Origin of the sequence: Corynebacterium accolens (genome assembly GCF_023520795.1) — a bacterium.
GTDB lineage: Bacteria > Actinomycetota > Actinomycetes > Mycobacteriales > Mycobacteriaceae > Corynebacterium > Corynebacterium accolens.
Map to the genome: position 1 here is coordinate 531,402 of NZ_CP046605.1, position 23,360 is coordinate 554,761.

The window sequence follows — 23,360 nt, forward strand, 5'->3', positions numbered from 1 at the left end:
ATAATTTCCAGTAATTGCTGCCTAGCGTTGGGGGCAGATCTTGACCGAATTGTTGCCAAATATGTGAGCTGAGTTGCAGACGGGATAGGCTAGGGAATATGACCGATTTCTGTTCAGATTACCAGGTGGAACCGCTGCCCGGCACGGCGAAAAAAGAGTCCGTATTTGTCCTCTTTGAGTGGCCCGGCGGCTGGTCGCGCGATGTGCTTGATGGCGATACTTTTGGCCCGGAGCTTACGGCCCAGCTGAAGAAAAAGCTCAAGGGCCTGGCCGGGCTGCAATTGATTCGCCGTCCCGGCCGCGATGGCCGCCAGATCGGCACCATGCACCGGTGCTACCTGGTGTGGGCCGAGCAGGGCGTGATGGAATTGGTCCTTTTGACCGGTCCGGAAAAGATCCTGGACCTGGATCTCACTGCGCCGGGTCGCAACGGGGGAGGATCCCTCGATACGCCGCTGGTTTTGGTGTGCACCCACGCTAAGCGCGATAAGTGCTGCGCCGTGAAGGGCCGGCCGCTCGCCGCGGAGCTGGTGGAGGATTACCCGGATATGGTGTGGGAGACCTCGCACACGAAGGGGCACCGCTTCGCGCCCTCGGTCATGCTCATGCCCTGGGCCTATTCCTTTGGCCGGATGAATAAGGAAGCCGCCGCGCAGATGATTGCGGCGGCGGCGCAAGGAAAGTATTTCTACCCGGTCAATCGCGGGCGCGGCATCTTCGGCCCGCGCGGCCAGGTGGCGGAGTTGGCGGTAGCGCGCGAGCTTATCGATGCCTCCGAGGACCTCTACTATGGTCAGCTCCACGCAGAAGACGAAAAGCAGGGCCCCGTGGTCACGCATGCCGATGGCCGGCGGTGGAGCGTGACGCTCGAGCAGCGCGCCGTGGAAGGAGTGGTCTCGTCCTGCGGCGACGCGCCCAAGACCGGCAAGGCGCTTGTGGCCACGGGCGTGGAGCTTATTAGCGGCGCATAACCTTGGAGGAGAGCCAGTTGCCGAAGAACTGCGCGGCCTGCACCAGCACGATGATGATAAGCGTGGCCACGACGGTGACTTCCCACTCGAAGGCGCGGTAGCCGTAGACGATGGCGAAGTCACCCAGTCCGCCGCCGCCGACGTAGCCGGCCATGGCGGACATATCCACGATGGCGATAAAGAGGAAGGTATAGCCCAGAATCAGCGGGCCGAGGGCCTCCGGGATAATCACGGAGGTAATGATCTTCCACGGTGAAGCGCCCATGGCGCGGGCGGCCTCGATAACGCCTGGGTCGATGGCCACGAGGTTTTGTTCCACCACGCGCGCCACGGAGAACGTGGCGGCGATGACCATCACGAAGGTGGCCGGTTCACGGCCGATGGACCCGCCCATCACGGCGACGGTGAGCGGCTGCGCAAACGCCAGCAAAATAATAAACGGGATGGGGCGAACGAAGTTCACCAGCAGGTTGACCACCAGGTAGACGGCCTTATTTTGCAGGATGCCGCCCGGGCGGGCGGTGTAGAGCAAGATGCCGAGCCCCAGGCCCAGAATGCCGGCGACGACGAGGGTGGTCGAGACCATGATGAGGGTGTCGACGATGGCATCGACAAGCGATCCGCCCAAGCGGTCCCAGTCGGCGGCGGCGAGATAGTTGACGTTCATCGTTCAATCTCCTCAATTTGAGTGGTGGCAGATAGGGCGCGGTAGAACTCTTCGATGGCGGCGTCGTTGCCGCTCAAGCGCACGGTGAGCTTGCCAAAGGAGTGCTGCTGCAAGGTGGTAATGCCGCCGTGGACGACGGCGATGGATACGCCCGCATCCTTCAGCTTGGCCGCGGCGCCGAAAAAGCCGGATTCCTCGGTCAGGTTGATGGTAAACAGGCGGCCTTCGTGGGCGAGCAGGTCATCGGTTTCCACCACGTCGGGCTCATTGCGCAGCGAGGTGGCGACGAACTTGGCGGCCACGGCGGTCTGGGGATTGGAAAAGACCTGGTAGACGCTGCCTTGTTCCACGACGTGGCCATTTTCCATCACCGCAACCTTATCCGCGATGGAGCGCACGACCTCCATTTCGTGGGTGATGACCACGATGGTGATGCCGAGCTCCTTATTCGCCCGGCGCAGCAGGTCGAGGACCTCCTGCGTGGTGGTGGGGTCGAGGGCGGACGTGGCTTCGTCGGCAAGCAGCAGCGACGGATTCGTGGCCAGGGCGCGCGCGATGCCCACGCGCTGCTTCTGGCCGCCGGAAAGCTGCTCAGGGTAGCTTTTCCCCTTATCTCCCAGGCCAACGAAATCCAGCAGCTCCTGCACGCGCTGTTGGCGCTCGCGCTTGCCGATGCCCTGCAGCTGCAGCGGGTACTCAATATTGCCCGCCGCAGTGCGGGAGTTCATGAGGTTAAACTGCTGGAAGATCATGCCGATATTGCGGCGGATGCCGCGCAGCTTCTTTTCGGACATGCCGACGATATTTTGGCCATCGAGCAGCAATTCGCCGGAGGTGGGCGTATCCAGGCCGTTGATCATGCGGACCAGGGTGGATTTGCCGGCGCCGGAGTAGCCGATGATGCCGATGATCTCGCCGGAATCGACGGTCAAGGAGACATCGTCAAGAGCTTTGACCTCGGCCTTTTTCTGCTGGAAGACCTTGGTGATATTGCGGAACTCGATGCGAGTGCCGTTCTGGGTGGAATCTGCCACGGGTTGCGTCCTTAGTGAGGAAGTGCCAAACCCCGCCGGGGTGAAAACCGGCGGGGTAGAAGGCAAGGGTGATTAGTCCAAATCTGCTTCGAGCTTGTCCAGGATTTCCTGGAGTTCTTCTGGGGTGCGCTCGACCTCGACGGAGGTGCCTGCGGAGTCCTCGTCGACGCCCTTTTGTACCGCATCGGAGTGCCAGAGCTCGGCGAGCTTCTTGATGTCCTCGTTATCGGCGTCTTCCTCGCGAACGGCAAAGACGTTGATATAAGGCTCTGCCTCTTCGGAGTTCGGATCATCCTGGAAGACGGCGGTGGCCGGATCGATGCCGGCGCGCTCCAGGAAGGAGTTATTGATAATCGCCGGGGTGCCCTCGCCGTGCGCGGATGGGGTCTGAGCGGCATCGACCGGCACGACCTTGACCTTGGACCTCTTCTCATCGATGTCCAGCGGGGTCGGGGTGATAAGTCCGTCCTTCTTCAAGGTGATAAGGCCAGCCTGGACCAGCACGTTGATGGCGCGGCCCTGGTTGGTGGAGTCATTCGGGATGGCAACTTCTTCACCCTCGATGCCGTCGAGGGAGTCGTGGCCCTTCCAGAACAGCGCCAGCGGCACGATTTCGGTGGCGACGATGGGCACCAGGTTGGTGCCGTTGCCGTGGTTGTACTCAGCCAGGAACTTTAGGTGCTGGAAGTTATTGGTATCCAGCTCGCCCTGGTTCAGGGCCTGGTTTGGGGTGTTGTAATCCGAGAAGGACTTGATGTCGATGTCGTAGCCGGCGTCCTTGGCTTCTTGCTCAAAGGCAACCCAGGCCTGCTTTGCATCATCGGTGGTGCCAACGGTGATGGTCTTGTCATCATCTGCGTCGGAGGAGCAGGCCACGAGGCTGGTGGCGGCGACGGTAACGGCGGCGGTAGCGGCCGCTGCGCGACGAATCTGCATGAGGTCCCCTTACATGTAGGAGTTGAAATAAATTGACCGTTTAGCAATCTAGCAATAAGCGAACCGCTTTGTCTATTGAACGCGTCTCATTGCGCCGGGTTGTATAGAACACTAATTCGACATTACTCTGTGAAGGGTGAAATTTAATGGTGGAAAGGCGCTGCCGTGGTCGCGTTTAGAAAGGATACTATCTGGCAAGGACACTGCCGCGCCCGTCGCCGTACATCACCTCGGTGGCGGCGATGAGTCTGTCCAGCGTTGGCACTCCGCCGTGCCCTTTGCGGAGCTGCACGCGGTAAGCTCTTATAGCTTTCTCGACGGTGCCGCCGAGCCGGAAGAACTGGTCGCCCGCGCCCTAGAGCTTGGCCTCGAGGGGTTGGCCGTTGTGGATCGGGATGGCTTCTACGGCCTGATGAAATTCGCGGAAGCCGCAGCTAAGGCCGGACTTCCGGCCATGTATGGCGCGGAGCTTTCCCTTGCGGAGGCCCCAGTGACCGTGCTGGCGCGCACGCCGGAAGGCTATCGCCGCCTCTCGCGCCTTATCGCCCGTGCACGGATGGATGCCGGGGAGAAGGGGAGTGTCGCGTACCCGCCCCTAGACGCCGTGGCGCGCGAGCTGGAGGAAGAGTGCTTTTTCCTGCTGGGGTGGGAGGCTATACAAAAAATCGATCACGTTCTCGAAAGAATAAAAATAGACAGCATAGTTCTCGAATATGCGTGCACAATGTCTCCCGAAGATGCGGATCACCACGGTTTTCTGGATAAGTACAATAATCTCCGCGCCATCGCAACCGCTCGACCTGCGGCAGCAACGCGCGACCAGGTAAGGCTCGCCGCCGCTAAACGCGCCTTGGCGCACCGTCAATCCTTAGAGGAAGCCGCACCGGATGCCCACCCGATGGGCGCAGGCTGGATGCGCTCCGGCGAGCAGATGGCCCAGTTGCTTCCCGGCCGGCCCGAGCTTATCGCCGAAACCGTGCACCTTGCCCGCGAGTGCTCCTTTACCTGGGGTGCCCTTGCGCCCAACCTGCCGGACTTTGTCGTCCCAGAGGGGCACACCGAGATGAGCTGGCTCGAACACGAGGTGTGGCGGCGCGGTAAAAAGCGCTACGCCTCGCGCCCGCCCGAAATACAGGCCAGGGCGAAAAAGCAGATGCGGCACGAGCTGGGCATCATCAAGCAGCTGGGCTTTCCGGGCTACTTCCTCATCGTCTGCGACCTGGTGGATTTTTGCCGCCAGGAAAATATCCTGTGCCAGGGGCGCGGCTCGGCAGCCAATTCCGCCGTCTGCTTCGCGCTGGGCATTACCAACGCCGAGCCCATTTCCGCGCAGCTGCTCTTCGAGCGCTTCCTGTCGCCGGATCGCGATGGCCCGCCCGATATCGACATCGACATCGAATCCGGCCGGCGCGAGGAGGTCATCCAATACGTCTATCGCACCCACGGCCGCGACCGCGCCGCACAGGTGGCTAACGTCATTACCTACCGCCGCAAGGGTGCTACCCGCGACGCCGCCCGCGCGCTGGGCTACCCGCAGGGCTCGGCCGATGCGTGGTCGAAGGGCATAGCCGAGCTGCCTGCCGATGTCTCCTTACTCGCCGAGCAATTCCTCGACCAGCCGCGCCACCTCGGCATCCACTCCGGCGGCATGGTCTTATGCGACCGGCCAATCGCGGACGTGGTGCCGATGGAATGGGCCCGCATGGAAGGCCGCTCCGTGCTGCAGTGGGATAAGGACGATTGCGCCGCCGCCGGGCTGGTGAAATTCGATCTGCTTGGCCTCGGCATGCTGGAGGCGCTGCACCACATGATCGATGCCGTGCGCGCCACCACCGGCCGTGAGGTGCGCCTGTGGGAGCTCGACTTAGCCGAGCCCGCGGTCTACGACATGCTCTGCCGCGCCGATGCCGTCGGCGTCTTCCAGGTGGAGTCCCGCGCGCAGTTGGCCACGCTGCCGCGGCTCAAACCGCGCTGCTTCTTCGACCTCGTGGTGGAGGTCGCTCTCATCCGCCCCGGCCCCATCCAGGGCGGTTCCGTGCACCCCTACCTGCGCCGGCGCGATGGCCTCGAGCCCGTGACCTATGACCACCCGGTGCTGGAGAAATCGCTGGGCAAGACCCTGGGCATCCCGCTTTTCCAAGAGCAGCTGATGCAGATTGCGGTGGATGCCGCCGGTTTTACCGGCGCCGAGGCCGATGACCTGCGCCGCGCCATGGGTTCGAAGCGCTCGCCGGCCAAGATGGCCGCGCTGCGCAGCCGCTTTTTCGAGGGCCTGCGCGCCACCAACGGCATCGACGGCGAGGTCGCGGAGAAGCTCTGGGCCAAGATCACCGCCTTTGCCGCCTACGGTTTCCCGGAATCGCACTCGCAGTCATTCGCCTCGCTGGTGTATTTTTCCGCGTGGTTCAAGCACCACTACCCGGCGGAGTTCTGCGTGGGCTTGTTGCGCGCGCAGCCCATGGGCTTTTATTCGCCGCAGTCGCTCATTCAGGACGCCCGGCGCCACGGCGTGCGCGTGCTGCCGCTGAGCATCAACGACTCCGGCGCGCAGGCCAGGGCGCTGCCCACCGGCGAGATCCGGTTGGGCCTCAACCTCATCAAGGGGCTGGGGGATAAGGCCGCCGAGCGCGTGGAGGCCGCCGCGCCCTTTAGCAGCGTCTCCGATCTGTCGCGCCGGGCGGATCTCAGCGTGGAGCAGGTGGAGGCGCTGGCCACGGCGGGGGCGCTGGAGTGCTTGGGGTTGGAGCGTCGCCAAGCGCTTTGGCAGGCTGGCGTCGCCGCCACCGAGCGCGAGGGCATGTTGCCCGGTACCTCTGCGCTCGCCTCGCCGCACCTGCCCGGCATGTCGGCCTTCGAGCTGATGGCTACCGATGTCGCCGCCACCGGCGTCACCCACGATAAGCAGCCTATGGAGTTAGTTAGGGCCGCGCTTGGCGATGTCCTGCCTTCCTCCCACCTTCCCCACGTCCCCGATGGCACCCGCGTGCGCATCGCCGGCATCATTACGCACCGCCAGCGCCCGCGCACCGCCTCCGGCCTGACCTTTTTGGGCGTGGAGGACGAGACCGGCCTGATGAATGTGATGGTCTCGCCCGGGCTGTGGTCCCGGCAGAAGGTGCTCGCCCGTACCGCCCGCGCCCTTATCATCCGCGGCATCGTGCAAAATGCCACCGGCGCGGTAAGCGTGGTTGCAGACAAGCTCGAGCCGCTGGATTTTGGCGATTTCCTCTCGCGCGGCTCCCGCGATTTCCGTTAGTTTTCTCCGCATCGAAGCCCAAAAGCGGTGGCTAGGCCGAGAAAACATCGCCGGCTAGTACTAAGCGCCTGCGGTGAGTTAGTTATCCATTAGGAGTTCTTCCTATAGATTTCCGTGGACATAGGTCAAAGTTCTGCATAAACCCAACACTCTGACAAGGTTTTCTATTCCACTTCGAAAATATCGCCCGGCTGGCAGTCCAGCGCCGCACACAGTGCCGCAAGGGTGTTAAAGCGCACGGCCTTGGCGCGATTATTCTTCAGGACGGACAGGTTAACTGGGGTGATGCCCACCTCTTTGGCGAGCGCCGCTCCGGTAATACCGCGCTCCTCCATTATCCGGTCGAGGTGGCAGATCACCTGGGGTTCTTGCTCCTCAGACAAGGCCTTCAACCTCCTCTTCGAGCTTACTGCCGCGCTTGATGGCAACTGAGAAGAGCTGGAGGGTGCAGACAAAAAGGTAGGGCAGTGCAAGCTCGCCTAGTGAGGATCCGCTCTGGTTGGCCCACCAGTCAATGTCGAGCTGCGAGGAAGCCCAGTTATTGCCCATACCTTCGAGTGGGAAGCGTCCGATAAACCAGACAAGGATTCCGATGGTCATTCCGTTAAGAAAGCGGATGTTTTTCGTATTGAAAACCTGCCCACGAAGCATTGGTTTGACCAAGCGGTAGGCAAAGAACGCGATAATCAAGATTCCTGCAATCTTGACGACGAGCCCCGCAGTGAGCATCCAGAATGGCCCGCCGTCGAGGTTGTGCTTGCTTAGGCCTTCCGGGACGGCCGCGCTCAGTGCGGTGGAAAAGCGTCCGGTGACAAGGTCGCGCAGGTAGGTGGGGCCGAGGATGATAATGGTGAACAGGCAGAGGGTGGCCGCCGCGGTAATTTCGCGGCGCTCAGTTTGGGAGGTGGGTTGCGGGGTGGTCATGACAATCCTTTCCGTCGATTCCTTATCGACTTTCGATGTTGTCGTAATTCGATAATATTGAATAACGATAAGTTGCATAAGCGCGCGAGTCCGATTGCTACAGTCAGTAGCTATGAGCGAAGAAATGAACCCCGTCTCGCCGCGTTTGGTGAAGGTGCGCTATATCCGTCACTTGGGCTGGACGGTTATTTCCGCCACGGCGGCCGCAGCGGCAGGGTACTGGTGGACCCCGTGGTTCTACTGGGCGGCGGGGCTCTTCGCCGTCCTCTTTTTCTGGCTGCTCTGGCTCATTCCGGCCCAGGTGCGCCGCATGGGCTGGTGCGAAACCGACGATGAGCTGCTCATTACGCGCGGCAAGCTGTGGCATTCTTTCACCGTTGTGCCCTACGGCCGCATCCAGTTCGTGGACGTGTCCGCCGGCCCCCTCGAGCGCGCCTTCGGGCTCAAGGAACTGCAGCTGCACACCGCCTCCGCAACCACGGACGCCACGGTGAAGGGCTTGGACGCCCCGCTTGCCGATGCCCTCCGCACCCGCCTTACCCACCACGCCCGCGAACGGATGAGCGGGCTATGAGTTACCACCGCGTCCACCGCTTGACCCCGCTGCTGCAGCTGTGGTCGGTCATCCTGGCCGTCATCGCGGCTTTTGCCTTAAACGTCAATATGGAGGCACTGCGCGGAATCTTTGCCTTCGTTACCGGCGAACACAGCGCCGCGGACCTGCGCGATATCGGCCTCGCCCTAGCCGGATTCATTGCAGTATGCGCGGTGGTTTGGCTCGTATCCGGCGTGTGGTGGCGCCAGATGGGCTACCGGCTGGGCGAGGAGGAACTCACCTTGCGCCGCGGGGTTATTTCGAAGCAGCAGCGCACGGCGCGCTATGACCGCACGCAGGCGGTTGACGTCGTCGAGCCCGTTATCGCCCGGCTCTTCCGGCTCGCGGCAGTGCGCGTGGAAACGGCCGGCGGGCAGTCGTCCGCCATCGAAATCGCCTACCTGAAAAAGCGCGATGCCGAGGCCCTGCGCGCCGAAATCCTCTCCCGCGTCCACGGCGAGCCGCACGCCGAGGAACCGGCTGAAGAACAGCCGGCCGAGGAAGAGGACAACGTCCTCATCCCCGAAATCCCCATCGCGCGTTCCCTGGCCGCAGCCGCCTTGCACGCGTCCACGATCGTCCTCCTTGCGGCCCTCGTCTTCCTCGTGGTCACGCCGATGTCCCTGACCATCACGCTGCCCATCCTTTTAGCCACCGTCCCGCGCGCCTGGAACGTGATTGACTCCTCGTGGCGCTATACCGCCAGCCTTGATGATGGCGTGCTCAATATCACCTACGGCCTAGCCGATCGCCGCCGCCAAAACATCCGCCTCGAGCGCATCCACGCCGTCCAGGTCACCCAGCCGTTCCTGTGGCGGCCCTTCGGCTGGTACGAAACGCGCGTGTCGGTCGCCGGCTACGGTGGCACGGCCAGCGGCGAGGGATCGGGGTCGACGCGGATCGTGCCCGTCGGCAAGCGCGAGCAAGCCCGGCAATTCCTGCCCGCCGATGCCGCCCCGACCTACGCCTCGCCCGCGCGAGCCAAATGGGTCTCGCCCATCGATTACCGGCAGCAAACCGTCGCGCTGGCCGGCGACTACGTCATCGTGCGCGCCGGCCGCTTCAACCGCCGCGTCCAAGCCATCGAGCTGCGCCACATCCAGGAACTCACCCTGCGCCGCGGCCCGATTTCCCAGCTATTCGGCCTAGCCACGGTGGAGCTCGATCTCGTACAGGGGCCCGTGAAGATGGCGGCGCGCAACCTCGCGCTTGTCGATGCCCACGCGCTGCTTAACCGCCTGCGCTCCCGCGACCTGCCAGAACTTACACCGCTCCCTTAAACCCCAGCTGACGCCAGGCCTCAAAGACCGCGGTTGATGCGGAGTTGGAGAGGTTCATCGAGCGCCTGGCCGGGACCATCGGAATGCGCACCTGATCGGTGATGCGCGGATGGTTGACATGCTCATCCGGCAGACCGGTCGGCTCCGTGCCGAAGAGCAGAACGTCGCCGTCCTGGTACTCCACGTCTGTAAACCACTTATCCGTATGCGTGGTAAACGCGAAAACGCGCGCGCCGGGCAGCGCCTCCATGCACGCGTCGAAATCCTTATGAATCTGCACATCTGCCAGGTCGTGATAGTCCAACCCGGCGCGCTTTAGGTGCTTATCGTCAAAGTTAAACCCCAGCGGCTCAATCAGGTGCAGGCTCGCGCCCGTTACCGCAGCGGTGCGAATGGCATTGCCGGTATTGGTGGGAATGACGGGATTATCAAAGACGATGTGCAGCTGGCTCATGCCTTCAGTCTAGGATGGGGGCTATGAGCGCTACCAAACTAGATGGCACCTTGTACCGTGACGAGATTTTTGCGGACCTCGCCGAGCGCGTGGCCGCCCTGAAAGACAAGGGGATAACCCCTGGCCTGGCCACCGTTCTGGTGGGCGAGGACCCAGGCTCCCAGTCCTATGTAAAGATGAAGCACCGCGATTGCGAAAAGTTGGGTATTAATTCCATCCGCAAGGACCTGCCGGCGGATATTTCGCAGGAGGAGCTCGAGGCGGTCATCGATGAGCTCAATGCCGATGACGCCTGCACCGGCTACATCGTCCAGCTCCCGTTGCCCAAGCACCTGGATGAAAACGCCATTCTCGAGCGCATCGATCCCGAAAAAGACGCCGATGGCCTCCACCCGGTCAATCTGGGCAAGCTCGTGCTTAACGAGGAAGCCCCGCTGCCGTGCACCCCGAATGGCTGCCTGCACCTGCTGCGCCGCTTCGGCGTGGAGCTGAACGGTGCCAAGACCGTCGTCATCGGCCGCGGCGTGACCGTTGGTCGCCCCATTGGCCTGATGCTGACCCGCCGCAGCGAGAACTCCACCGTTACCCTGTGCCACACCGGCACGAAGGACCTCGCCGCCGAGACCCGTGAAGCCGATATCGTCATCGCCGCTGCCGGCCAGCCGCACATGCTCACCGCGGACATGATTAAGGAAGGCGCCGCGCTTCTCGATGTCGGCGTGTCCCGCGTCGACGGCAAGCTCACCGGCGATATCGCCCCCGACTGCTGGGATAAGGCCGGGTACGTCTCGCCCAACCCAGGCGGCGTCGGACCGCTCACGCGCGCCTTCTTGGTACGCAACATCGTTGAGCGCGCGGAAAAACTGGCGTGAATTTAGACAATCCCCACGACGCGCACCTGACACCGTCCCCGCTGCCTGCCTCCGCGCAGTGGGTGGCCATCGGGCTCTTCATCGCCGGGGTAGCCTTGTCCGGCGGCTACGCCATTTTCGAGTATTGGCGCAGGGCTACCTTCTTGCTCGGGCTTGCGCTGCTGTGGCTGACGGTGGTGCGCCTGACGTGCGATTCGAGCCGCGTCGGCGTGCTGGCGGTGCGCTCGCGCCGCTTCGATGCCACGTTTACCGGCGTCATCGGCGCGCTGATGGCCTTTCTCGCCTACTCCGTGGACGCGCTGGGCAGTTAGTTATCCACAGGTGATTGTTTCAGTATCACCAATCTGCGGCGTGTCGCGTGGTTATCCACAGCCGCAGCACACTTGGCCTCGCGCCCGCCGCTACCCGCGGTTTAGGCTCGGGGCCATGATTTCGGATTACCTCGCAGCAATCAACTCCCCGATGGCGCTCATCGGGGAGTGCGCCGGGCTATCCGAAGCCGAATTGATAGACCGCGGTTTCAGCGATAAAGAGGCCGCGGAATTCGCGCGCTTGGCGGATACGTACTTTGGCAGGACATCGTTTAGCGCCAAGCAGCGCGCCGCCCGCACCACCGCGCTCCCGCTCGATGCGCTGAAAATCATTGAGGTGCACGCGCAGAAGCTGAAGACCCAGCGCGCGGCGTGGGCCCTGCGCGAGGAGCTGTGCCGACTCAACGTTTCTACCAGCGAGATAGAAAAGCGCGCCCGCCGCCGCGTCAAGGAGGAACGCACCCAGAAGCGCGCGGAGGGCGTCCGGCTCACCCGCCGCACCGATGACCTGTGGACGCTGACCATCACCGCGGAATCGGACTTGGTGGCCGAGATTAATAACCACGTCTCCACCGTGGACGATGCGCGCCGGGTCTTTGCAGAGGGCGCGGCTACCTCCACCATCACCACCAACGTGGTCCTGACCCTGGATGACATGGTGAAGGTCACCCACGGCGAGGACGAGGTCACCCTGCAGCTGACCAACGGCGCCACCATCACCGGTGCGCAGCTAGCGGAGCGCGCGCTTGCCGATGCCGGCCTCATCACCCTCATCCACCCCGTCACCGGCCCCGTGAACCTGTACCACACGCGCCGTCTGGCCACCTGGAAGCAGCGACAGATGGCGATGGCGGAAAATCCTGTGTGCCCGTGGCCTGATTGCCATATCCCTGCCGATGAATGCCAGGTTCACCACCTGCAACCGTGGCTGCTCGGCGGCGAGATCAATGCTGAGAACCTGACCATCGCCTGCAAGTATCACAATGCCGTCAACGACGATGACCCCAATGCCCCGCCCCGTCGTGGGCGCCTGGAGCGCCGCCCGCACGAAGGCATCGTGTGGCGCCCGCTCTGGGCCCGATAAAGAACATCGCCGAAGCCAGCGCAGTAAATGCTGCGCCGCTTCGGCGATCCTTGTATAAATTTCCTTGCCACCCAGCACGTCGCGCGGACCCCGCGACGACAAGCCATGCGTCAGGGTATGCCAGCTCGATGGCCACCTGCGCGCTGCTCATCTCAGCCCCGCCTGACCACTCGGCAACCGCAAGAAGTTGTGTCTGGGGCCGAGTGTCCGTGCGCAGGTGGGGATGGCTAGATGGCGTAGTCGATGGTGCTGTCCACGTCCAGCGGGTGCGGTTGGGACAGGGTGAGGAAGTTGCGCAGGATGCGGTCCATCTGGCGCGATTCCGTGAGGAATGCATCGTGGCCAACGGGTGAGACTACCTTCGCCATGGCTAGCAGGTTGCCCAGGTTGCGCGAGAGGTGTTCCTGCTGGTGATACGGATAAAGGATGTCCGTGTCGACGCCCACGACCATGGTCGGCACCTGTGAAGAACCGAGCGCGCGGTTCAGGCCGCCGCGGCCGCGGCCGATGTCGTGGCGGTTGAGGGCCTCGGTAAGCGTGACATAGGAGCCGGCATCGAAGTGATCCGCTAGCTTCGAGCCCTGATAATCAAGGTAGGAATTCACGGCGAAGCGCTGGTCGTGGCGGCGGTAAGGCCCCAGCGGCTCTTCGCCGGTTTGGGCCTGAACACCAAAGCGCTCATCGATTTCCTGCTCGCCGCGATACGTCAAGTGCGCGATGCGCCGCGCTGCCGCCAGGCCCTCGCGGGGGCGCTGAGAGGAGGAATAATAGTCGCCGCCGTGCCAGAAGGGATCGCGTTCAATCGCGGAAATCTGCGCCGACTGGATACCAATCTGCCACGCGGAGGCGCGCGCGGAGACGGCAATAACGCACGCGGCATCGACAGCCTCGGGATACATCAGCGTCCATTCCAAGGTGCGCGCGCCACCCATGGAACCGCCGATGATCGCATGCACGCGCGTTATCCCGAGCTCTTCCAGCGCCTTTTTCTCTGCGGCTACCAAATCGCGAATAGATAGCGCCGGAAAGCGCGATCCCCAACGGCGGCCATCCGCATGCGGGGAGGAGGGGCCGGTGGAGCCATTGCAGCCACCGAGTGCGTTCATGGCGATAACGCACCACTTCGTCGTATCGAGCGCCTTGCCTGGGCCAATGAGATCGCACCACCACTCGGCAACATCAGCATTGCCGGTCAGCGCGTGTTCCACCAGGATGACGTTATTCCCGCCGTGCGGATCGCCGAGGAAATGGCCGAAGCGGTGGTAGGCGATGTGGGCATCGGAAAGCGTGGCGCCTGCTTCGGTGCGAAAATTGCCGATACTTATACAGCTCATGCCAGTGCGTTAAATCCCAGTTCGAGGTCAGCAATGATGTCGTCGATATCTTCAATGCCCACGGACAATCGGATGGTGGACTGCGCAATACCCGCCGCGGCCAGGGCGGCATCATCGGACTGCGAGTGCGTGGTGGTCGCCGGGTGAACCGCCAGCGAGCGGGTATCGCCGATATTGGCGAGGTTGGAGTGGAGTTTCAGGGCATCGATAAACGCCCATGCTTCCTCGCGCCCGCCGTCAATATCGAAGGACAGCACAGAGCCGGTGTAGGAATAGCCCAGCTTCTCCTTGACCTTCTTATACGGCGAGGAATCCAGGCCGGCGTAGTTGACCTTTGTCACCTTGGCGTGGCCTTCCAGGTACTCGGCCACGGCCTGGGCGTTGGCATTGTGCTTGTCGATGCGCAGCCCTACCGTCTCAATGCCGTTAAGCGTCAGCCATGCATTGAACGGGGAAATGGCGGCGCCGGTATCGCGTAGCAGGCCGGCGCGGGCCTTAAGCGCGAAGGCGGGGGCGCCAAGATCGGCGTATTTTAGGCCGTGGTAGGCCTCGTCCGGGGTGACGAAGTAGGGGAATACTGGCTTGCCGTCGCGCTCGACGGTCCAGTCGAAGGAGCCGCCATCGATAATCGCGCCGCCCACGGCAGAACCGTTGCCGGTGTAGAACTTCGTGGTCGACACCACGACGATGTCCGCGCCCAAGTCGAGCGGGCGGGCCAGCGCCGCGGTGGCGATGGTGTTATCCACGATGAGCGGGACCTGGTTAGTGTGGGCGACCTCGGCGATGGCTGGGATGTCGAGGACATCGGCTACCGGGTTGCCAAAGGTCTCGCCGTAAAAGGCCTTGGTATTGGGCTGCACGGCGTCCTGCCAGGATTGGGGATCGTCCGGGTTTTCTACGAGGGTGACGTCGATGCCAAGCCGCTTGAGTGTGACGGTAAAAAGCGTGGAGGTGCCGCCGTAGAGGCGCGGGGAGGTAACGATGTGATCGCCTGCCGAGGCGAGGTTGAAAATGGCCGCAGTCTCTGCGGCCTGGCCGGAGGCAAAGGCTACGGCGGCCACGCCGCCTTCAAGGGAGGCCAGGCGCTCTTCCAGCGCATCCTGCGTTGGGTTGGTCAGGCGGGTGTAGATGGGGCCTGCATCGGAGAGGTTAAAGCGGTTCGCCGCGTGCTCGGCGTCATTAAAGACGTACGAGGTGGTTTGGTAAATCGGCACGTTGCGGGAGTTGTGCGCACCGTCGAGGTTTTGGCCTGCATGAACGGAGCGGGTGGCGAAGGACCAGTCTGCGTTGGAGTTATCGTATTTCGTCGTCATGCCACGCAAGACTAGACCAAGCGGTATGTAACGTACAGCACCCCGCTGCGAAACCGCAGGGTAGTCAGAGAATAAAAATAGACTAAGCGGTAAATTTCTCGCCTGGATTTAGCCGCTTATAGCCCTGTACTCCGGCTTTGGTGAGCATGGTGTCGAAGGCGGTGCGGCCGACATCGGAAAGCACGGCGTCATGGATGGGAACCGTGACCGCGGCACCGACGCGCTGGGCATAATCGGCGGCCTCAGCGGCCTTCACCCAGGGTCCAGCGATGGGCAGGAGCAACACGTCGGCCGGGTGATCGATGTACTGATCGCCCGGGTGGAGCAGGCCGCCCAAGTAGTAGCCCACGTTGACCGGCCGCGGAATATTCGGATGAATCAGCGCGTGCCGCCCGCCGAGCACCTCGATGTCCTGCCCCGCGACGGTGATGGTCTCGCCGGGTGAGACCGCGGTGCCGCGCCCCAGCTTCTCGCAGACCTCGGCAGGGCCCCAGAGCGGGGCATCGGGAAGCCGGTCCGGATCCAGGTGATCCGCATGCGCGTGGGTAATGAGCACCGCATCGGCATCGGGGATAGTCGGCGTCATTGTTCCGGGATCGATAAGGATGCGCCCGCCTGGTGCCTCGACGGCGACGCAGGCGTGGCCAAGCAGACTAAATTCCATACGCCCCAGCTTAACCGAAGGTAAACGAGTAAAGCTTTAGTCCTTCGCTGACCTCGAGCTCGATGGTCTCCGACATTTCCTCTCCCTTGACCAGGTCAATCGTGCCATCCTCGTGGATGGGGAATTCCTCGGTATCGCCGTTTCCGCGGTGCAGGGTAACGGTGCCTTTCCCGGAGACCACCAACTGTACCCATGCGGCGTGATAGTTCAGGCGAAGCCGGGCGTTGTCGCCCGCAGTAATGGGCTGGTCCTCCAGCGTCCACGTCCCACCCAGCGAATACTGGCCCGGTTTCGGCTCGCCGAGCTCAAAATCGTGGGTTCCGGGGCGGTAACCGTTGTTGTCGAAATAACGAGCCCGATCCGTGCCCAGGTAGGTTTCCGGATTGCGCTCCGAGGCCCCTGTGTAATCGCTTCCTTCCAACGGCTCGGGTAGCGCAACGCCGGGGTCGCGCTCGGGCAAAAGCTCACGAATGTGGCGCTCGGTGGCGGCGTAATCGCCCTCGCCGTGGTGGGTTTCGCGCACAGTACCGTTGCTGTCTACCAAGTAGTGCGCCGGCCAGTAGTGGTTGTCGAATGCCTTCCACGTGGCGAAGTCGTTATCTTGGGCGACCGGATAATTGATGCCTTGCTCCTTGGCGGCCTTGCGGACGTTGGCGGCCTCGCGCTCGAAGGCGTACTCGGGCGCGTGGATTCCCACGACCTCGAGTCCAAAGTCCTTGTAGTGGTCGTAGATTTTGGTGATGTGCTCGTTGTTGCGCTGGCAGTTGATGCAGGCATAGGCCCAGAAGTCGATGAGCGTTACCTTCCCATTTGTGCGGGGATCTACGGGCTCGTCGGTATTAAACCACCCGGTCAGGCCCTGGAACTCGGGTACGGGGGTGCCCTCCGCGCTTGCCGATGTCTCCCCCTTCCACTCCACACTCGGCAGCTTCTTTTGCAGCCACGTCGGCACGCCTGCGGCAATGGCAATCGCCATGGCGATGACCAAGATGCCGGCGGTGATGCGGAGGGGGCGTTGGTGGCGTCGGAAAGCGTCAACGCGTTTGCCGGCCTCGTTGCCGCCAAGGGCGAAGGCAAGAAGAGGGATGGCGACGCCAGCCGCGAAGGACAGGCAGAGCACAAGGATATGGGCGTCGATCTGGCCGGTAGCCCCGGCGACGGAAATCGTCGCGAGGACCGGCCCGGCGCAGGGGACGAAGATGACGCCCATGGCCAGGCCCACGGCGAATCCTCCCTTATCGCGCGCCTTGGCTTGCAGCCCGCCGGCGTGTGGCAGTTTCTGGAAGGGCCATTCGAGTATTTCTTGCACCTTGGGGAAAATCATGCCGAGGCCCACGAGGATGAGTAAGACGACGCCCACCTTCCACACGATGTCGGCGGGCAGATGCAGGGCGTTGAGAACCGTAGTGGCGAAAAGCGTCACGAGGGTGAAGCTAGTGACCAGCCCACCTACTACCTGCCAAGGCCGCCGGCGCGAGCCGCCGCTGACCGCGACGACGAGGGGTAGAACCGGCAGGATACACGGGGAAATTCCCGTGATGAGGCCACCGGTAAACCCGATAAACAGTGTCTCTAGCATTCGTTGTGTCCTCCGAAATGTCGGTGCAGTGATATATCAACCAATTCGGAGTCGGGGCGAGAATGGATTGCTGGAAAGTTTTCCAATCCGTTTACGCTTACCGCTCCGAATGGGTGGATAGAGGGCCGGAAAAGCCGGCCCGCGACTACAAGGAGAACCCTCATGAAGAAGATCATTTCCGCCGCAGCTGCCCTTGCTATCGCCGCCGGTAGCCTGGCTGCCTGCAATAACGAGGACTCGAAGTCTGGGGAGACCTCGTCTGAGATGATGACCCCGTCGTCCGAGATGATGGCGCCTGAATCGGACAGCATGGACAAGGACTCCATGAAAAGCGACGAGATGATGGCGCCGTCGTCTGAGATGGCGCACTAATTCGCCGTTATGCCCGCCCGACTGCTGGAGGTAAACTCACACCCTGTGTCTACGCTCACTCCCGACGACCACGCGCGATTAAACCGCCTCTTGACGGCGTCCGCCGCGGGGGATAAGCGTGCCTTCAGCCAGTTCTACGACGCCCTCGCGCCGACCATTTACAGCGTCTGCCTGCACGTTCTGCGCAATCAGGCGTTGGCGGAGGAAGTGGCCCAGGACGTCTTTGTTGAGGTGTGGACTAAGGCCGTGCACTTCGATCCGGAGAAGGGGACGGCGCGTTCGTGGGCGGGGCGGATTGCGCATGGGCGGGCCGTCGATAAGCTGCGCAGCCATGTTGCCAGCGTGGAGCGGGATGACCGCGAAGCCGCGCTTGCCGATGCCGCCTTTCACCTAGACATCGAAGATGAAGCCCTCAGCAATGTGGAATCGCAGCGTTTGCGCGCGGCCGTCGACGAGATTGGCGAGCCGCACCGCACGGCCGTGATGCTTGCATTCTTTGCTGGATTAACCCGCGCCGAATTGGCAGAATCAACAAATGTACCGATTGGTACGGCGAAGACGCGCGTGCGCGATGGTGTGCAGAAACTAAAACTTATACTCGGGAAGGAGGGGAAATGAGCAACACTCACGAGTTTTCTGAAGCGGAGTTTGATGATTTCCTCGATTCCCTTCCTGAGATCGATCCGCCGCCCGAGATGAAGGACAAGGTGTTTTCCTCCCTCGATGCGGAGGCCGAGGTGGTGGAGCTGCCGCGCCGGCGCTGGCGGGCTTTTGTTGCGGTCCCCGCGGCCGCGGCCGTTTTGATTGCCGGTGTGGTGTTGTGGATTCCCCACCAGGATGGAGAAGACGCTGGTGAGGACAATACCGTGGTGGCAGAATCGCCTGGTAAGGAGTCCATGCACCACATCATGGAGGCCGACGACCTGATTCAAGGAAAGGCCGATGCCTCAGGCGCGCGGTTGGATATCGTGTCCTCGGCCTCGATGGGTAAATCCGGCGCGATGGTCGATGGCCAGCCCGAGCTGAAGGAAGGCATGGGCGCGCAGGTGTGGGCGATTTCCGAGGATAAAACGATGACCTCGGCCGGCGTCATCGGCCAAGACCCGCACGACGGTGTGTGGATGCCCTTTGAGAGTAATGCCGTCAAGGTCATGGTGACGGAGGAGCCCGCCGCAGGCAGTGCGGAACCTACGGGGCGCACGCTCGTCGAGGTGCGCCTGAGCTAGCGATCCTCGCTTGCGGATTCCTTTTCTGGCTTGCGCTGAAACAGGTACCAGATTCCGAGGATCGCGCCGAAGAGCAGGAGTGATGATGCGATGAAAACCATCGCGATCACCATTGTGCGGTGCGGATCGTTTAAGAAAATCATGCAGACGATGGCGGCGAGGAAAATCGCAGCGAAAAAAGTGATGAGCCAATTGCGCTTGGTGTGCTCTGCGAATGTCATGCATTAATTGTTACGGAAAAACCGGGGGTAAACAAGCTGGGTGGGAATTTTGGGGGCGGAACCCGGCTATATGGTGCACCGATTTTCCCAACAGTGCCCGCGTGAGGGCCGGCCGATGAGGGTGAATGGGGGTAGGGGTCTTCCGTTCGACTATTTAACACCGCTTTGTCCGTTCATAATGATGTATGTCGAACTCTCTACAACTGTGAAAAGGACACTTTATGGCCACCACCACGACTGGGGTTGAGGACCGGAAGAAACCGGTCCTCAAGGTGAGCAACGTGTGGGTGCAGGGCATCGCCCTCGTCATGATCTTTGGCTTTTTGGTCATGGGATTTTTGGCGTACCGCACCTATGACGCATCCATGCCGTTGCCGGAAAAGATTGTCTCCGAATCCACGGGCGAAACGGTCCTCACCAAGGACGAAATCACAAACGGCCAGGCGCTGTACCAGGCCCGCGGCCTGCAGCAATACGGTTCCGTGCTGGGGCACGGTGCCTACCTGGGCCCTGACTATACGGCGGAGTACCTGCGCCGCGCCCTCGACCATGCCCGCGAGGAAAACGACGCGAACGGTATCCCCGATTTCGTTGATTCCTCCGCCACTCCCGAAGAGGCCGTGGTAGAAGAATTCCGCACCAACCGCTATGACGAAGAAACGGGCGTGCTGGAGTGGACCGATAACCAGATTTCGGCGTTCGAGGCCAATAAGGACTACTACGCCCAGTACTTTGGCCCCGATTCCCACAACAGTGGCTTGCCGTCGGACTTTATTACCGATGAGCAAGACATCAATAACCTCGTAGGTTTCTTCGGTTGGACCGCGTGGGCTTCGGCGGCAGAGCGTCCGGGCCACGACTATTCCTATACCAATAACTGGCCGGCGGAATCGCGCGTGGATAACGGCCCGACCGCGGACCTTGTGGTGTGGTCGGTGCTCTCGCTCATCGCGCTCATCGGCGGTACCGGCCTGATCTTTGCGATTTACGGCCGGTGGTCCAAGTCCATCGGTTGGCATTCGGAAGAAGCGCCGAACCTGGACTTTAAGCAGCCGGGCGAGGTTGGGCTGACCAAGTCGCAGAAGGTGGTGGCTTGGTTCGTCCTGGTCATTGCGTTGCTGTTCTTGATCCAGGCGCTGCTGGGTGCGGCCAGCCAGCACTACCGCACGGAACTAACCGGCTTCTTTGGCATCCCGCTGCAAGAAATCCTGCCGTATAACGTCTCGCGCACCTGGCACGTGCAGCTTTCCCTCCTGTGGACCGCCGGCGGGCTCTTGGCGGCCGGCATCTTCCTGGCCTCGTTCGTGGGCAAGAAGGAACCGAAGAAGCAGGATTGGCTCGTATGGTTCCTGCTCGGCGCCATCGCGGTCGTGGTCTTTGGCTCCATGGCCTTTGAATGGCTTTCTACCATGGGCTACATCGAAGAGGGCACGCTATTTTCCCAGCAATGGGAATACCTGGACCTGCCGCGCTTCTTCCAGGTACTGCTTACCATCGGCATGTTCGTGTGGATTGGCATTATCTACCGACAGCTGCGCGGCCGCCTGAAAAACGAGCACAAGTCCAATATGCCGTGGCTCTTCTTCTTCGCCGGCCTGGCCATCCCAGCGTTCTACGCGGTGGGCAACTTGGCGGGATCGGAAACCCACATCTCCGTCGCAGAGTTCTGGCGCTTCTGGGTGGTTCACCTGTGGGTGGAAGACTTCCTCGAGCTATTTACCACCGTCATGGTGGCCTACGTCTTCGTCCTGCTCGGCGTGGTCCGCGAAAAGATTGCCCTGGGCATCATCTTCTTGGACGTCATCCTCTATTCCACCGGTGGCGTGCTGGGCACGATGCACCACCTGTACTTCTCGGGCACCCCGGTCGAGCACATGGCCCTGGGCGCATTCTTCTCGGCCGCCGAGGTCGTGCCGCTGACCCTGTTGACCGTTGAGGCATGGACCTTCATGCAGCTGGGCTCCCGCCAACGCGCCTCGGGCGAGCGCCCCTTCCCGCACCGCTGGGCAGTCATGTTCCTGGTCTCCGTCGGTTTCTGGAACTTCTTGGGCGCGGGTATCTTCGGCTTCCTCGTCAACCTGCCCATCGTCTCCTACTACGAAATCGGCACGGCGCTTACCGCAAACCACGCCCACGGAGCGATGATGGGCGTCTACGGCTTCCTGGCCGTGGGTCTGTCGGTCTTTGCGCTGCGCTACCTCATCCCCAAGGATAAGTGGTCCGATAAGGCCATGGGCTGGGCTTTCTGGCTGCAAAACCTGGGCCTGTTGTGGATGGTGGTCATTTCGCTCCTGCCGCTGGGCATCATGCAGCTCTACGAATCCGTCGGATCGGGCTACGTGGAAGCGCGGTCGCTGGGCTATATTACCCAGCCCGGCAACTTCATCATGGAATGGCTGCGCCTGCCTGGCGATGTCATGTTCCTCCTCGGCGTCCTGCCCTTCCTCTGGATGGCGCTGCGTGGCGTGCTCTACAAGAAGGAGATCCCAACGGTGGAGGAGCACCCAACCAACCCGCTGTTTAGCATCATCACCCCGGACGAGGACGACCACGCGGGCGAGGTCCCCGTGGGTTCCTCGGTGGGGCTGGTTTCGGGCGGCAAGGGGCGCGTCGACAAGCGCAGCTCCACGGGCCGGCGCTACGGGTACATCGATGAGCGCGGTGCCTTCGTTGAGGAGGAAGATCCCGACGCCGAGCGCGGCGATTCCGCCACCGCGCCGCGCCAGGAATTTGAATCGCGCACCAAGTGGGGCGGTACCTACCGCTCGGATAAGAAGGACGACTAATGCCGGGTGCATTTACCGTATTATCCGCGTGCTACGGGCTCTTCCTGCTCGCAGTGGCCTGGGTATTCGACCTGCTCGCGCAACAAACCGCCAACCGCACCATGTCCAACCAATCCGGCACGTTCCGGTACTTGGAAGACCACGATGCTTGGCGATGCCCCGAAGATCACTGGCTCTGGCCCTCCAGCTTCGACCCGGAAAACCGCGTCATGCGCTACCGTGCGAACCCGACCGTGTGCAATACCTGCCCGGTCAAGCAACAGTGCACGGTCTCGCACCACGGCCGAGAGGTCACGCGTCAGTTGGACCCGTGGCCGCACTCGGATTCGGGGCGCTTCCACCGCGGCATCGCGCTGGCAGTGGCGGCGATGGGCTACCTGCTGCCGCTGGCCTCGCTAATTAGCCACCATTCGCCATCGGAGGTGGCGTTGACGCTGGCCACGGTGCTCATCATTACCGGATTCGGCGTGTACCCGCTGGCCCGCCACCTGTGGAATACGCCCTCGAACGCGCCGCAGCTTGTGGTGCCGGAGATGGATAACCGCGAGGCGGAATTGGCCGCGCAGGTCGATCGCTATGGTTCGAAGTACGGAAAATCCACGCGCTATCGCTCGGTGCGTCAAGAACTGGAAGGGGAAGTCTAAGTGTCCGCTCCCGTATTCTGGCCGATCGTCATCGGCATCATTATCGCTCTCATCGGGGTGTTTTTGTCCTACTCGCTCAAGGTGATTAAGCAGTATGAGCGGGGCGTGACCTTCCGCTTTGGCCACCTGCGGCCGATGCTGGAGCCGGGGCTGCATTTCTTGCTGCCGGGCATCGATAAGCTGGAGCGCGTGGATTTGCGCGTGGTGACGCTGACGATTCCGCCGCAGGAAATCATCACTAAGGACAACGTGTCCGTGCGCGTGAATGCGGTGGTCATGTTCGAGGTCACCGATTCGAGCAAGGCGGTCCTCGAGGTAGAAAACTACGCCGTGGCCACCTCGCAGATTGCGCAGACCACCCTGCGTTCGCTTTTGGGGCGGGCAAGCCTCGATGATTTGCTGGCCCACCGCGAGGAGCTCAACGAGGACCTAGCGGCGATCATCAACGGCCAAACCGAACGGTGGGGAGTGCTCACCCGCATCGTGGAAATCAAGGACGTAGAGATCCCAGAGATGATGCAGCGCGCCCTAGCGCGCGAGGCTGAGGCGGAGCGCGAGCGCCGCGCCAAGGTCATTTCGGCCCACGGTGAGCTGCAGTCTTCCCGCGAGCTGCGCGAGGCAGCCGAGGAGCTGGGCAAGGCCCCGGCGGCGCTGCAGCTGCGCTACCTACAAACGGTGCTGGAGCTCGGCGCGGACCAAAACTCCACCATCGTCTTCCCGCTGCCCATAGACATCATGGGTGGGTTCATGGAAAACCTGGGCACCTTTAATAAGGGATTTAAGGAATTCAGCGAGAGCTTCTCGCAGGCGGTAAATACGGAAAAGCCTGCGGACTAG

Annotated in this window: 24 protein-coding genes; 13 read left to right on the forward strand and 11 right to left on the reverse strand. The window is 62.1% G+C overall.

Annotated features, from left to right (window positions below; genetic code table 11):
* Nucleotides 1–98 precede the first annotated feature (98 nt).
* Nucleotides 99–971: a sucrase ferredoxin gene (locus CACC_RS02605; protein WP_005277226.1), complete on the forward strand. Its 873-nt coding sequence runs from the start codon at nucleotides 99–101 to the stop codon at nucleotides 969–971.
* Here the strand turns inward: CACC_RS02605 and CACC_RS02610 are convergent.
* The 3 genes from CACC_RS02610 to CACC_RS02620 all read right to left on the reverse strand — a co-directional run bounded on the left by CACC_RS02610 (nucleotide 958) and on the right by CACC_RS02620 (nucleotide 3,608).
* Entirely contained in the window at nucleotides 958–1,638 is a 681-nt protein-coding gene (locus CACC_RS02610) for a methionine ABC transporter permease (protein ID WP_005277229.1), read from the reverse strand. The two genes, CACC_RS02605 and CACC_RS02610, sit on opposite strands and share 14 nt — an antisense overlap.
* Nucleotides 1,635–2,672, reverse strand: coding sequence for a methionine ABC transporter ATP-binding protein (locus CACC_RS02615; RefSeq protein ID WP_005277232.1), 1,038 nt, complete (start codon nucleotides 2,670–2,672; stop codon nucleotides 1,635–1,637). Before CACC_RS02615 ends, CACC_RS02610 begins: the two co-directional genes overlap by 4 nt.
* Nucleotides 2,673–2,744: 72 nt before the next feature.
* Nucleotides 2,745–3,608: a MetQ/NlpA family ABC transporter substrate-binding protein gene (locus CACC_RS02620; protein ID WP_005277235.1), complete on the reverse strand. Its 864-nt coding sequence runs from the start codon at nucleotides 3,606–3,608 to the stop codon at nucleotides 2,745–2,747.
* Nucleotides 3,609–3,744: 136 nt separating this feature from the next.
* On the opposite strand from CACC_RS02620, the gene CACC_RS02625 reads away from it, so the two are divergent.
* Nucleotides 3,745–6,864 carry an error-prone DNA polymerase gene (locus tag CACC_RS02625; RefSeq protein ID WP_005277238.1) on the forward strand — a complete coding sequence of 1,040 codons (3,120 nt, stop codon included), beginning with the start codon at nucleotides 3,745–3,747 and terminating at the stop codon, nucleotides 6,862–6,864.
* Nucleotides 6,865–7,028: 164 nt separating this feature from the next.
* Here the strand turns inward: CACC_RS02625 and CACC_RS02630 are convergent, their stop codons facing one another.
* On the reverse strand, nucleotides 7,029–7,256 hold the full coding sequence (locus tag CACC_RS02630; protein ID WP_005277240.1) for a helix-turn-helix domain-containing protein: 228 nt from the start codon (nucleotides 7,254–7,256) through the stop codon (nucleotides 7,029–7,031).
* Nucleotides 7,240–7,788, reverse strand: a complete 549-nt coding sequence (locus tag CACC_RS02635; RefSeq protein WP_244262130.1) for a hypothetical protein — start codon at nucleotides 7,786–7,788, stop codon at nucleotides 7,240–7,242. Before CACC_RS02635 ends, CACC_RS02630 begins: the two co-directional genes overlap by 17 nt.
* A 112-nt stretch (nucleotides 7,789–7,900) precedes the next feature.
* Here CACC_RS02635 and CACC_RS02640 point away from each other — a divergent pair, with 112 nt between their 5' ends.
* Complete coding sequence (locus CACC_RS02640) at nucleotides 7,901–8,362, forward strand: PH domain-containing protein (RefSeq protein ID WP_005277248.1); 462 nt, start codon at nucleotides 7,901–7,903, stop codon at nucleotides 8,360–8,362.
* Complete coding sequence (locus CACC_RS02645; RefSeq protein WP_005277251.1) at nucleotides 8,359–9,663, forward strand: PH domain-containing protein; 1,305 nt, start codon at nucleotides 8,359–8,361, stop codon at nucleotides 9,661–9,663. The genes CACC_RS02640 and CACC_RS02645 overlap by 4 nt, the downstream gene beginning before the upstream one ends.
* Here the strand turns inward: CACC_RS02645 and CACC_RS02650 are convergent.
* A complete protein-coding gene (locus CACC_RS02650) occupies nucleotides 9,647–10,117 on the reverse strand; it encodes a tRNA (cytidine(34)-2'-O)-methyltransferase (RefSeq protein WP_005277253.1) in 471 nt (156 codons plus the stop codon). The two genes, CACC_RS02645 and CACC_RS02650, sit on opposite strands and share 17 nt — an antisense overlap.
* A gap of 23 nt (nucleotides 10,118–10,140) precedes the next feature.
* On the opposite strand from CACC_RS02650, the gene CACC_RS02655 reads away from it, so the two are divergent.
* The 3 genes from CACC_RS02655 to CACC_RS02665 all read left to right on the forward strand — a co-directional run bounded on the left by CACC_RS02655 (nucleotide 10,141) and on the right by CACC_RS02665 (nucleotide 12,384).
* Nucleotides 10,141–10,989 (forward strand): bifunctional methylenetetrahydrofolate dehydrogenase/methenyltetrahydrofolate cyclohydrolase, encoded by an 849-nt coding sequence (locus tag CACC_RS02655; RefSeq protein ID WP_023030161.1) that lies wholly within the window; start codon nucleotides 10,141–10,143, stop codon nucleotides 10,987–10,989.
* Nucleotides 10,986–11,300, forward strand: coding sequence for a DUF3017 domain-containing protein (locus tag CACC_RS02660; RefSeq protein WP_005277257.1), 315 nt, complete (start codon nucleotides 10,986–10,988; stop codon nucleotides 11,298–11,300). Before CACC_RS02655 ends, CACC_RS02660 begins: the two co-directional genes overlap by 4 nt.
* 115 nt (nucleotides 11,301–11,415) lie before the next feature.
* The gene (locus CACC_RS02665; protein WP_005277261.1) at nucleotides 11,416–12,384 is read left to right on the forward strand and encodes an HNH endonuclease signature motif containing protein; all 969 of its coding nucleotides are present in this window, start codon (nucleotides 11,416–11,418) and stop codon (nucleotides 12,382–12,384) included.
* 227 nt (nucleotides 12,385–12,611) lie between these two features.
* Here the strand turns inward: CACC_RS02665 and metX are convergent, their stop codons facing one another.
* The 4 genes from metX to CACC_RS02685 all read right to left on the reverse strand — a co-directional run bounded on the left by metX (nucleotide 12,612) and on the right by CACC_RS02685 (nucleotide 17,274).
* A complete protein-coding gene (metX, locus tag CACC_RS02670; protein ID WP_005277264.1) occupies nucleotides 12,612–13,718 on the reverse strand; it encodes a homoserine O-acetyltransferase MetX in 1,107 nt (368 codons plus the stop codon).
* On the reverse strand, nucleotides 13,715–15,031 hold the full coding sequence (locus CACC_RS02675) for an O-acetylhomoserine/O-acetylserine sulfhydrylase (protein WP_005277267.1): 1,317 nt from the start codon (nucleotides 15,029–15,031) through the stop codon (nucleotides 13,715–13,717). The genes metX and CACC_RS02675 overlap by 4 nt, the downstream gene beginning before the upstream one ends.
* Before the next feature lie 82 nt (nucleotides 15,032–15,113).
* Nucleotides 15,114–15,695: an MBL fold metallo-hydrolase gene (locus tag CACC_RS02680; protein ID WP_005277272.1), complete on the reverse strand. Its 582-nt coding sequence runs from the start codon at nucleotides 15,693–15,695 to the stop codon at nucleotides 15,114–15,116.
* A gap of 10 nt (nucleotides 15,696–15,705) precedes the next feature.
* Complete coding sequence (locus CACC_RS02685) at nucleotides 15,706–17,274, reverse strand: cytochrome c biogenesis protein CcdA (RefSeq protein WP_005277275.1); 1,569 nt, start codon at nucleotides 17,272–17,274, stop codon at nucleotides 15,706–15,708.
* Between the two features lie 162 nt (nucleotides 17,275–17,436).
* Here CACC_RS02685 and CACC_RS02690 point away from each other — a divergent pair, with 162 nt between their 5' ends.
* The 3 genes from CACC_RS02690 to CACC_RS02700 are packed head-to-tail and all read left to right on the forward strand — an operon-like array spanning nucleotide 17,437 to nucleotide 18,872.
* A complete protein-coding gene (locus tag CACC_RS02690) occupies nucleotides 17,437–17,646 on the forward strand; it encodes a hypothetical protein (RefSeq protein WP_005277277.1) in 210 nt (69 codons plus the stop codon).
* Nucleotides 17,647–17,655: 9 nt separating this feature from the next.
* Nucleotides 17,656–18,264: a sigma-70 family RNA polymerase sigma factor gene (locus CACC_RS02695; protein WP_005281476.1), complete on the forward strand. Its 609-nt coding sequence runs from the start codon at nucleotides 17,656–17,658 to the stop codon at nucleotides 18,262–18,264.
* Nucleotides 18,261–18,872 carry an anti-sigma factor gene (locus tag CACC_RS02700; protein ID WP_005277283.1) on the forward strand — a complete coding sequence of 204 codons (612 nt, stop codon included), beginning with the start codon at nucleotides 18,261–18,263 and terminating at the stop codon, nucleotides 18,870–18,872. The genes CACC_RS02695 and CACC_RS02700 overlap by 4 nt, the downstream gene beginning before the upstream one ends.
* Here the strand turns inward: CACC_RS02700 and CACC_RS02705 are convergent.
* Nucleotides 18,869–19,093, reverse strand: a complete 225-nt coding sequence (locus tag CACC_RS02705) for a hypothetical protein (protein ID WP_005277286.1) — start codon at nucleotides 19,091–19,093, stop codon at nucleotides 18,869–18,871. The two genes, CACC_RS02700 and CACC_RS02705, sit on opposite strands and share 4 nt — an antisense overlap.
* Nucleotides 19,094–19,314: 221 nt before the next feature.
* Here CACC_RS02705 and CACC_RS02710 point away from each other — a divergent pair, with 221 nt between their 5' ends.
* The 3 genes from CACC_RS02710 to CACC_RS02720 are packed head-to-tail and all read left to right on the forward strand — an operon-like array spanning nucleotide 19,315 to nucleotide 23,360.
* Nucleotides 19,315–21,879 carry a nitric-oxide reductase large subunit gene (locus CACC_RS02710; RefSeq protein ID WP_005277288.1) on the forward strand — a complete coding sequence of 855 codons (2,565 nt, stop codon included), beginning with the start codon at nucleotides 19,315–19,317 and terminating at the stop codon, nucleotides 21,877–21,879.
* Complete coding sequence (locus tag CACC_RS02715; RefSeq protein WP_005277290.1) at nucleotides 21,879–22,523, forward strand: hypothetical protein; 645 nt, start codon at nucleotides 21,879–21,881, stop codon at nucleotides 22,521–22,523. Before CACC_RS02710 ends, CACC_RS02715 begins: the two co-directional genes overlap by 1 nt.
* Nucleotides 22,524–23,360, forward strand: coding sequence for an SPFH domain-containing protein (locus CACC_RS02720; RefSeq protein WP_005277292.1), 837 nt, complete (start codon nucleotides 22,524–22,526; stop codon nucleotides 23,358–23,360).

Excerpts from the sequence above, each read along its gene's own strand:
- CACC_RS02710 (WP_005277288.1), top strand. The coding sequence starts at position 19,315 with ATGGCCACCACCACGACTGGGGTTGAGGACCGGAAGAAACCGGTCCTC.
- CACC_RS02685 (WP_005277275.1), bottom strand. The coding sequence starts at position 17,274 with ATGCTAGAGACACTGTTTATCGGGTTTACCGGTGGCCTCATCACGGGA.
- CACC_RS02700 (WP_005277283.1), top strand. The coding sequence starts at position 18,261 with ATGAGCAACACTCACGAGTTTTCTGAAGCGGAGTTTGATGATTTCCTC.
- CACC_RS02640 (WP_005277248.1), top strand. The coding sequence starts at position 7,901 with ATGAGCGAAGAAATGAACCCCGTCTCGCCGCGTTTGGTGAAGGTGCGC.
- CACC_RS02610 (WP_005277229.1), bottom strand. The coding sequence starts at position 1,638 with ATGAACGTCAACTATCTCGCCGCCGCCGACTGGGACCGCTTGGGCGGA.
- CACC_RS02705 (WP_005277286.1), bottom strand. The coding sequence starts at position 19,093 with ATGACATTCGCAGAGCACACCAAGCGCAATTGGCTCATCACTTTTTTC.
- metX (WP_005277264.1), bottom strand. The coding sequence starts at position 13,718 with ATGAGCTGTATAAGTATCGGCAATTTTCGCACCGAAGCAGGCGCCACG.
- CACC_RS02635 (WP_244262130.1), bottom strand. The coding sequence starts at position 7,788 with ATGACCACCCCGCAACCCACCTCCCAAACTGAGCGCCGCGAAATTACC.
- CACC_RS02655 (WP_023030161.1), top strand. The coding sequence starts at position 10,141 with ATGAGCGCTACCAAACTAGATGGCACCTTGTACCGTGACGAGATTTTT.
- CACC_RS02650 (WP_005277253.1), bottom strand. The coding sequence starts at position 10,117 with ATGAGCCAGCTGCACATCGTCTTTGATAATCCCGTCATTCCCACCAAT.
- CACC_RS02680 (WP_005277272.1), bottom strand. The coding sequence starts at position 15,695 with ATGGAATTTAGTCTGCTTGGCCACGCCTGCGTCGCCGTCGAGGCACCA.
- CACC_RS02645 (WP_005277251.1), top strand. The coding sequence starts at position 8,359 with ATGAGTTACCACCGCGTCCACCGCTTGACCCCGCTGCTGCAGCTGTGG.
- CACC_RS02715 (WP_005277290.1), top strand. The coding sequence starts at position 21,879 with ATGCCGGGTGCATTTACCGTATTATCCGCGTGCTACGGGCTCTTCCTG.
- CACC_RS02620 (WP_005277235.1), bottom strand. The coding sequence starts at position 3,608 with ATGCAGATTCGTCGCGCAGCGGCCGCTACCGCCGCCGTTACCGTCGCC.
- CACC_RS02675 (WP_005277267.1), bottom strand. The coding sequence starts at position 15,031 with ATGACGACGAAATACGATAACTCCAACGCAGACTGGTCCTTCGCCACC.
- CACC_RS02665 (WP_005277261.1), top strand. The coding sequence starts at position 11,416 with ATGATTTCGGATTACCTCGCAGCAATCAACTCCCCGATGGCGCTCATC.
- CACC_RS02690 (WP_005277277.1), top strand. The coding sequence starts at position 17,437 with ATGAAGAAGATCATTTCCGCCGCAGCTGCCCTTGCTATCGCCGCCGGT.
- CACC_RS02605 (WP_005277226.1), top strand. The coding sequence starts at position 99 with ATGACCGATTTCTGTTCAGATTACCAGGTGGAACCGCTGCCCGGCACG.
- CACC_RS02695 (WP_005281476.1), top strand. The coding sequence starts at position 17,656 with ATGCCCGCCCGACTGCTGGAGGTAAACTCACACCCTGTGTCTACGCTC.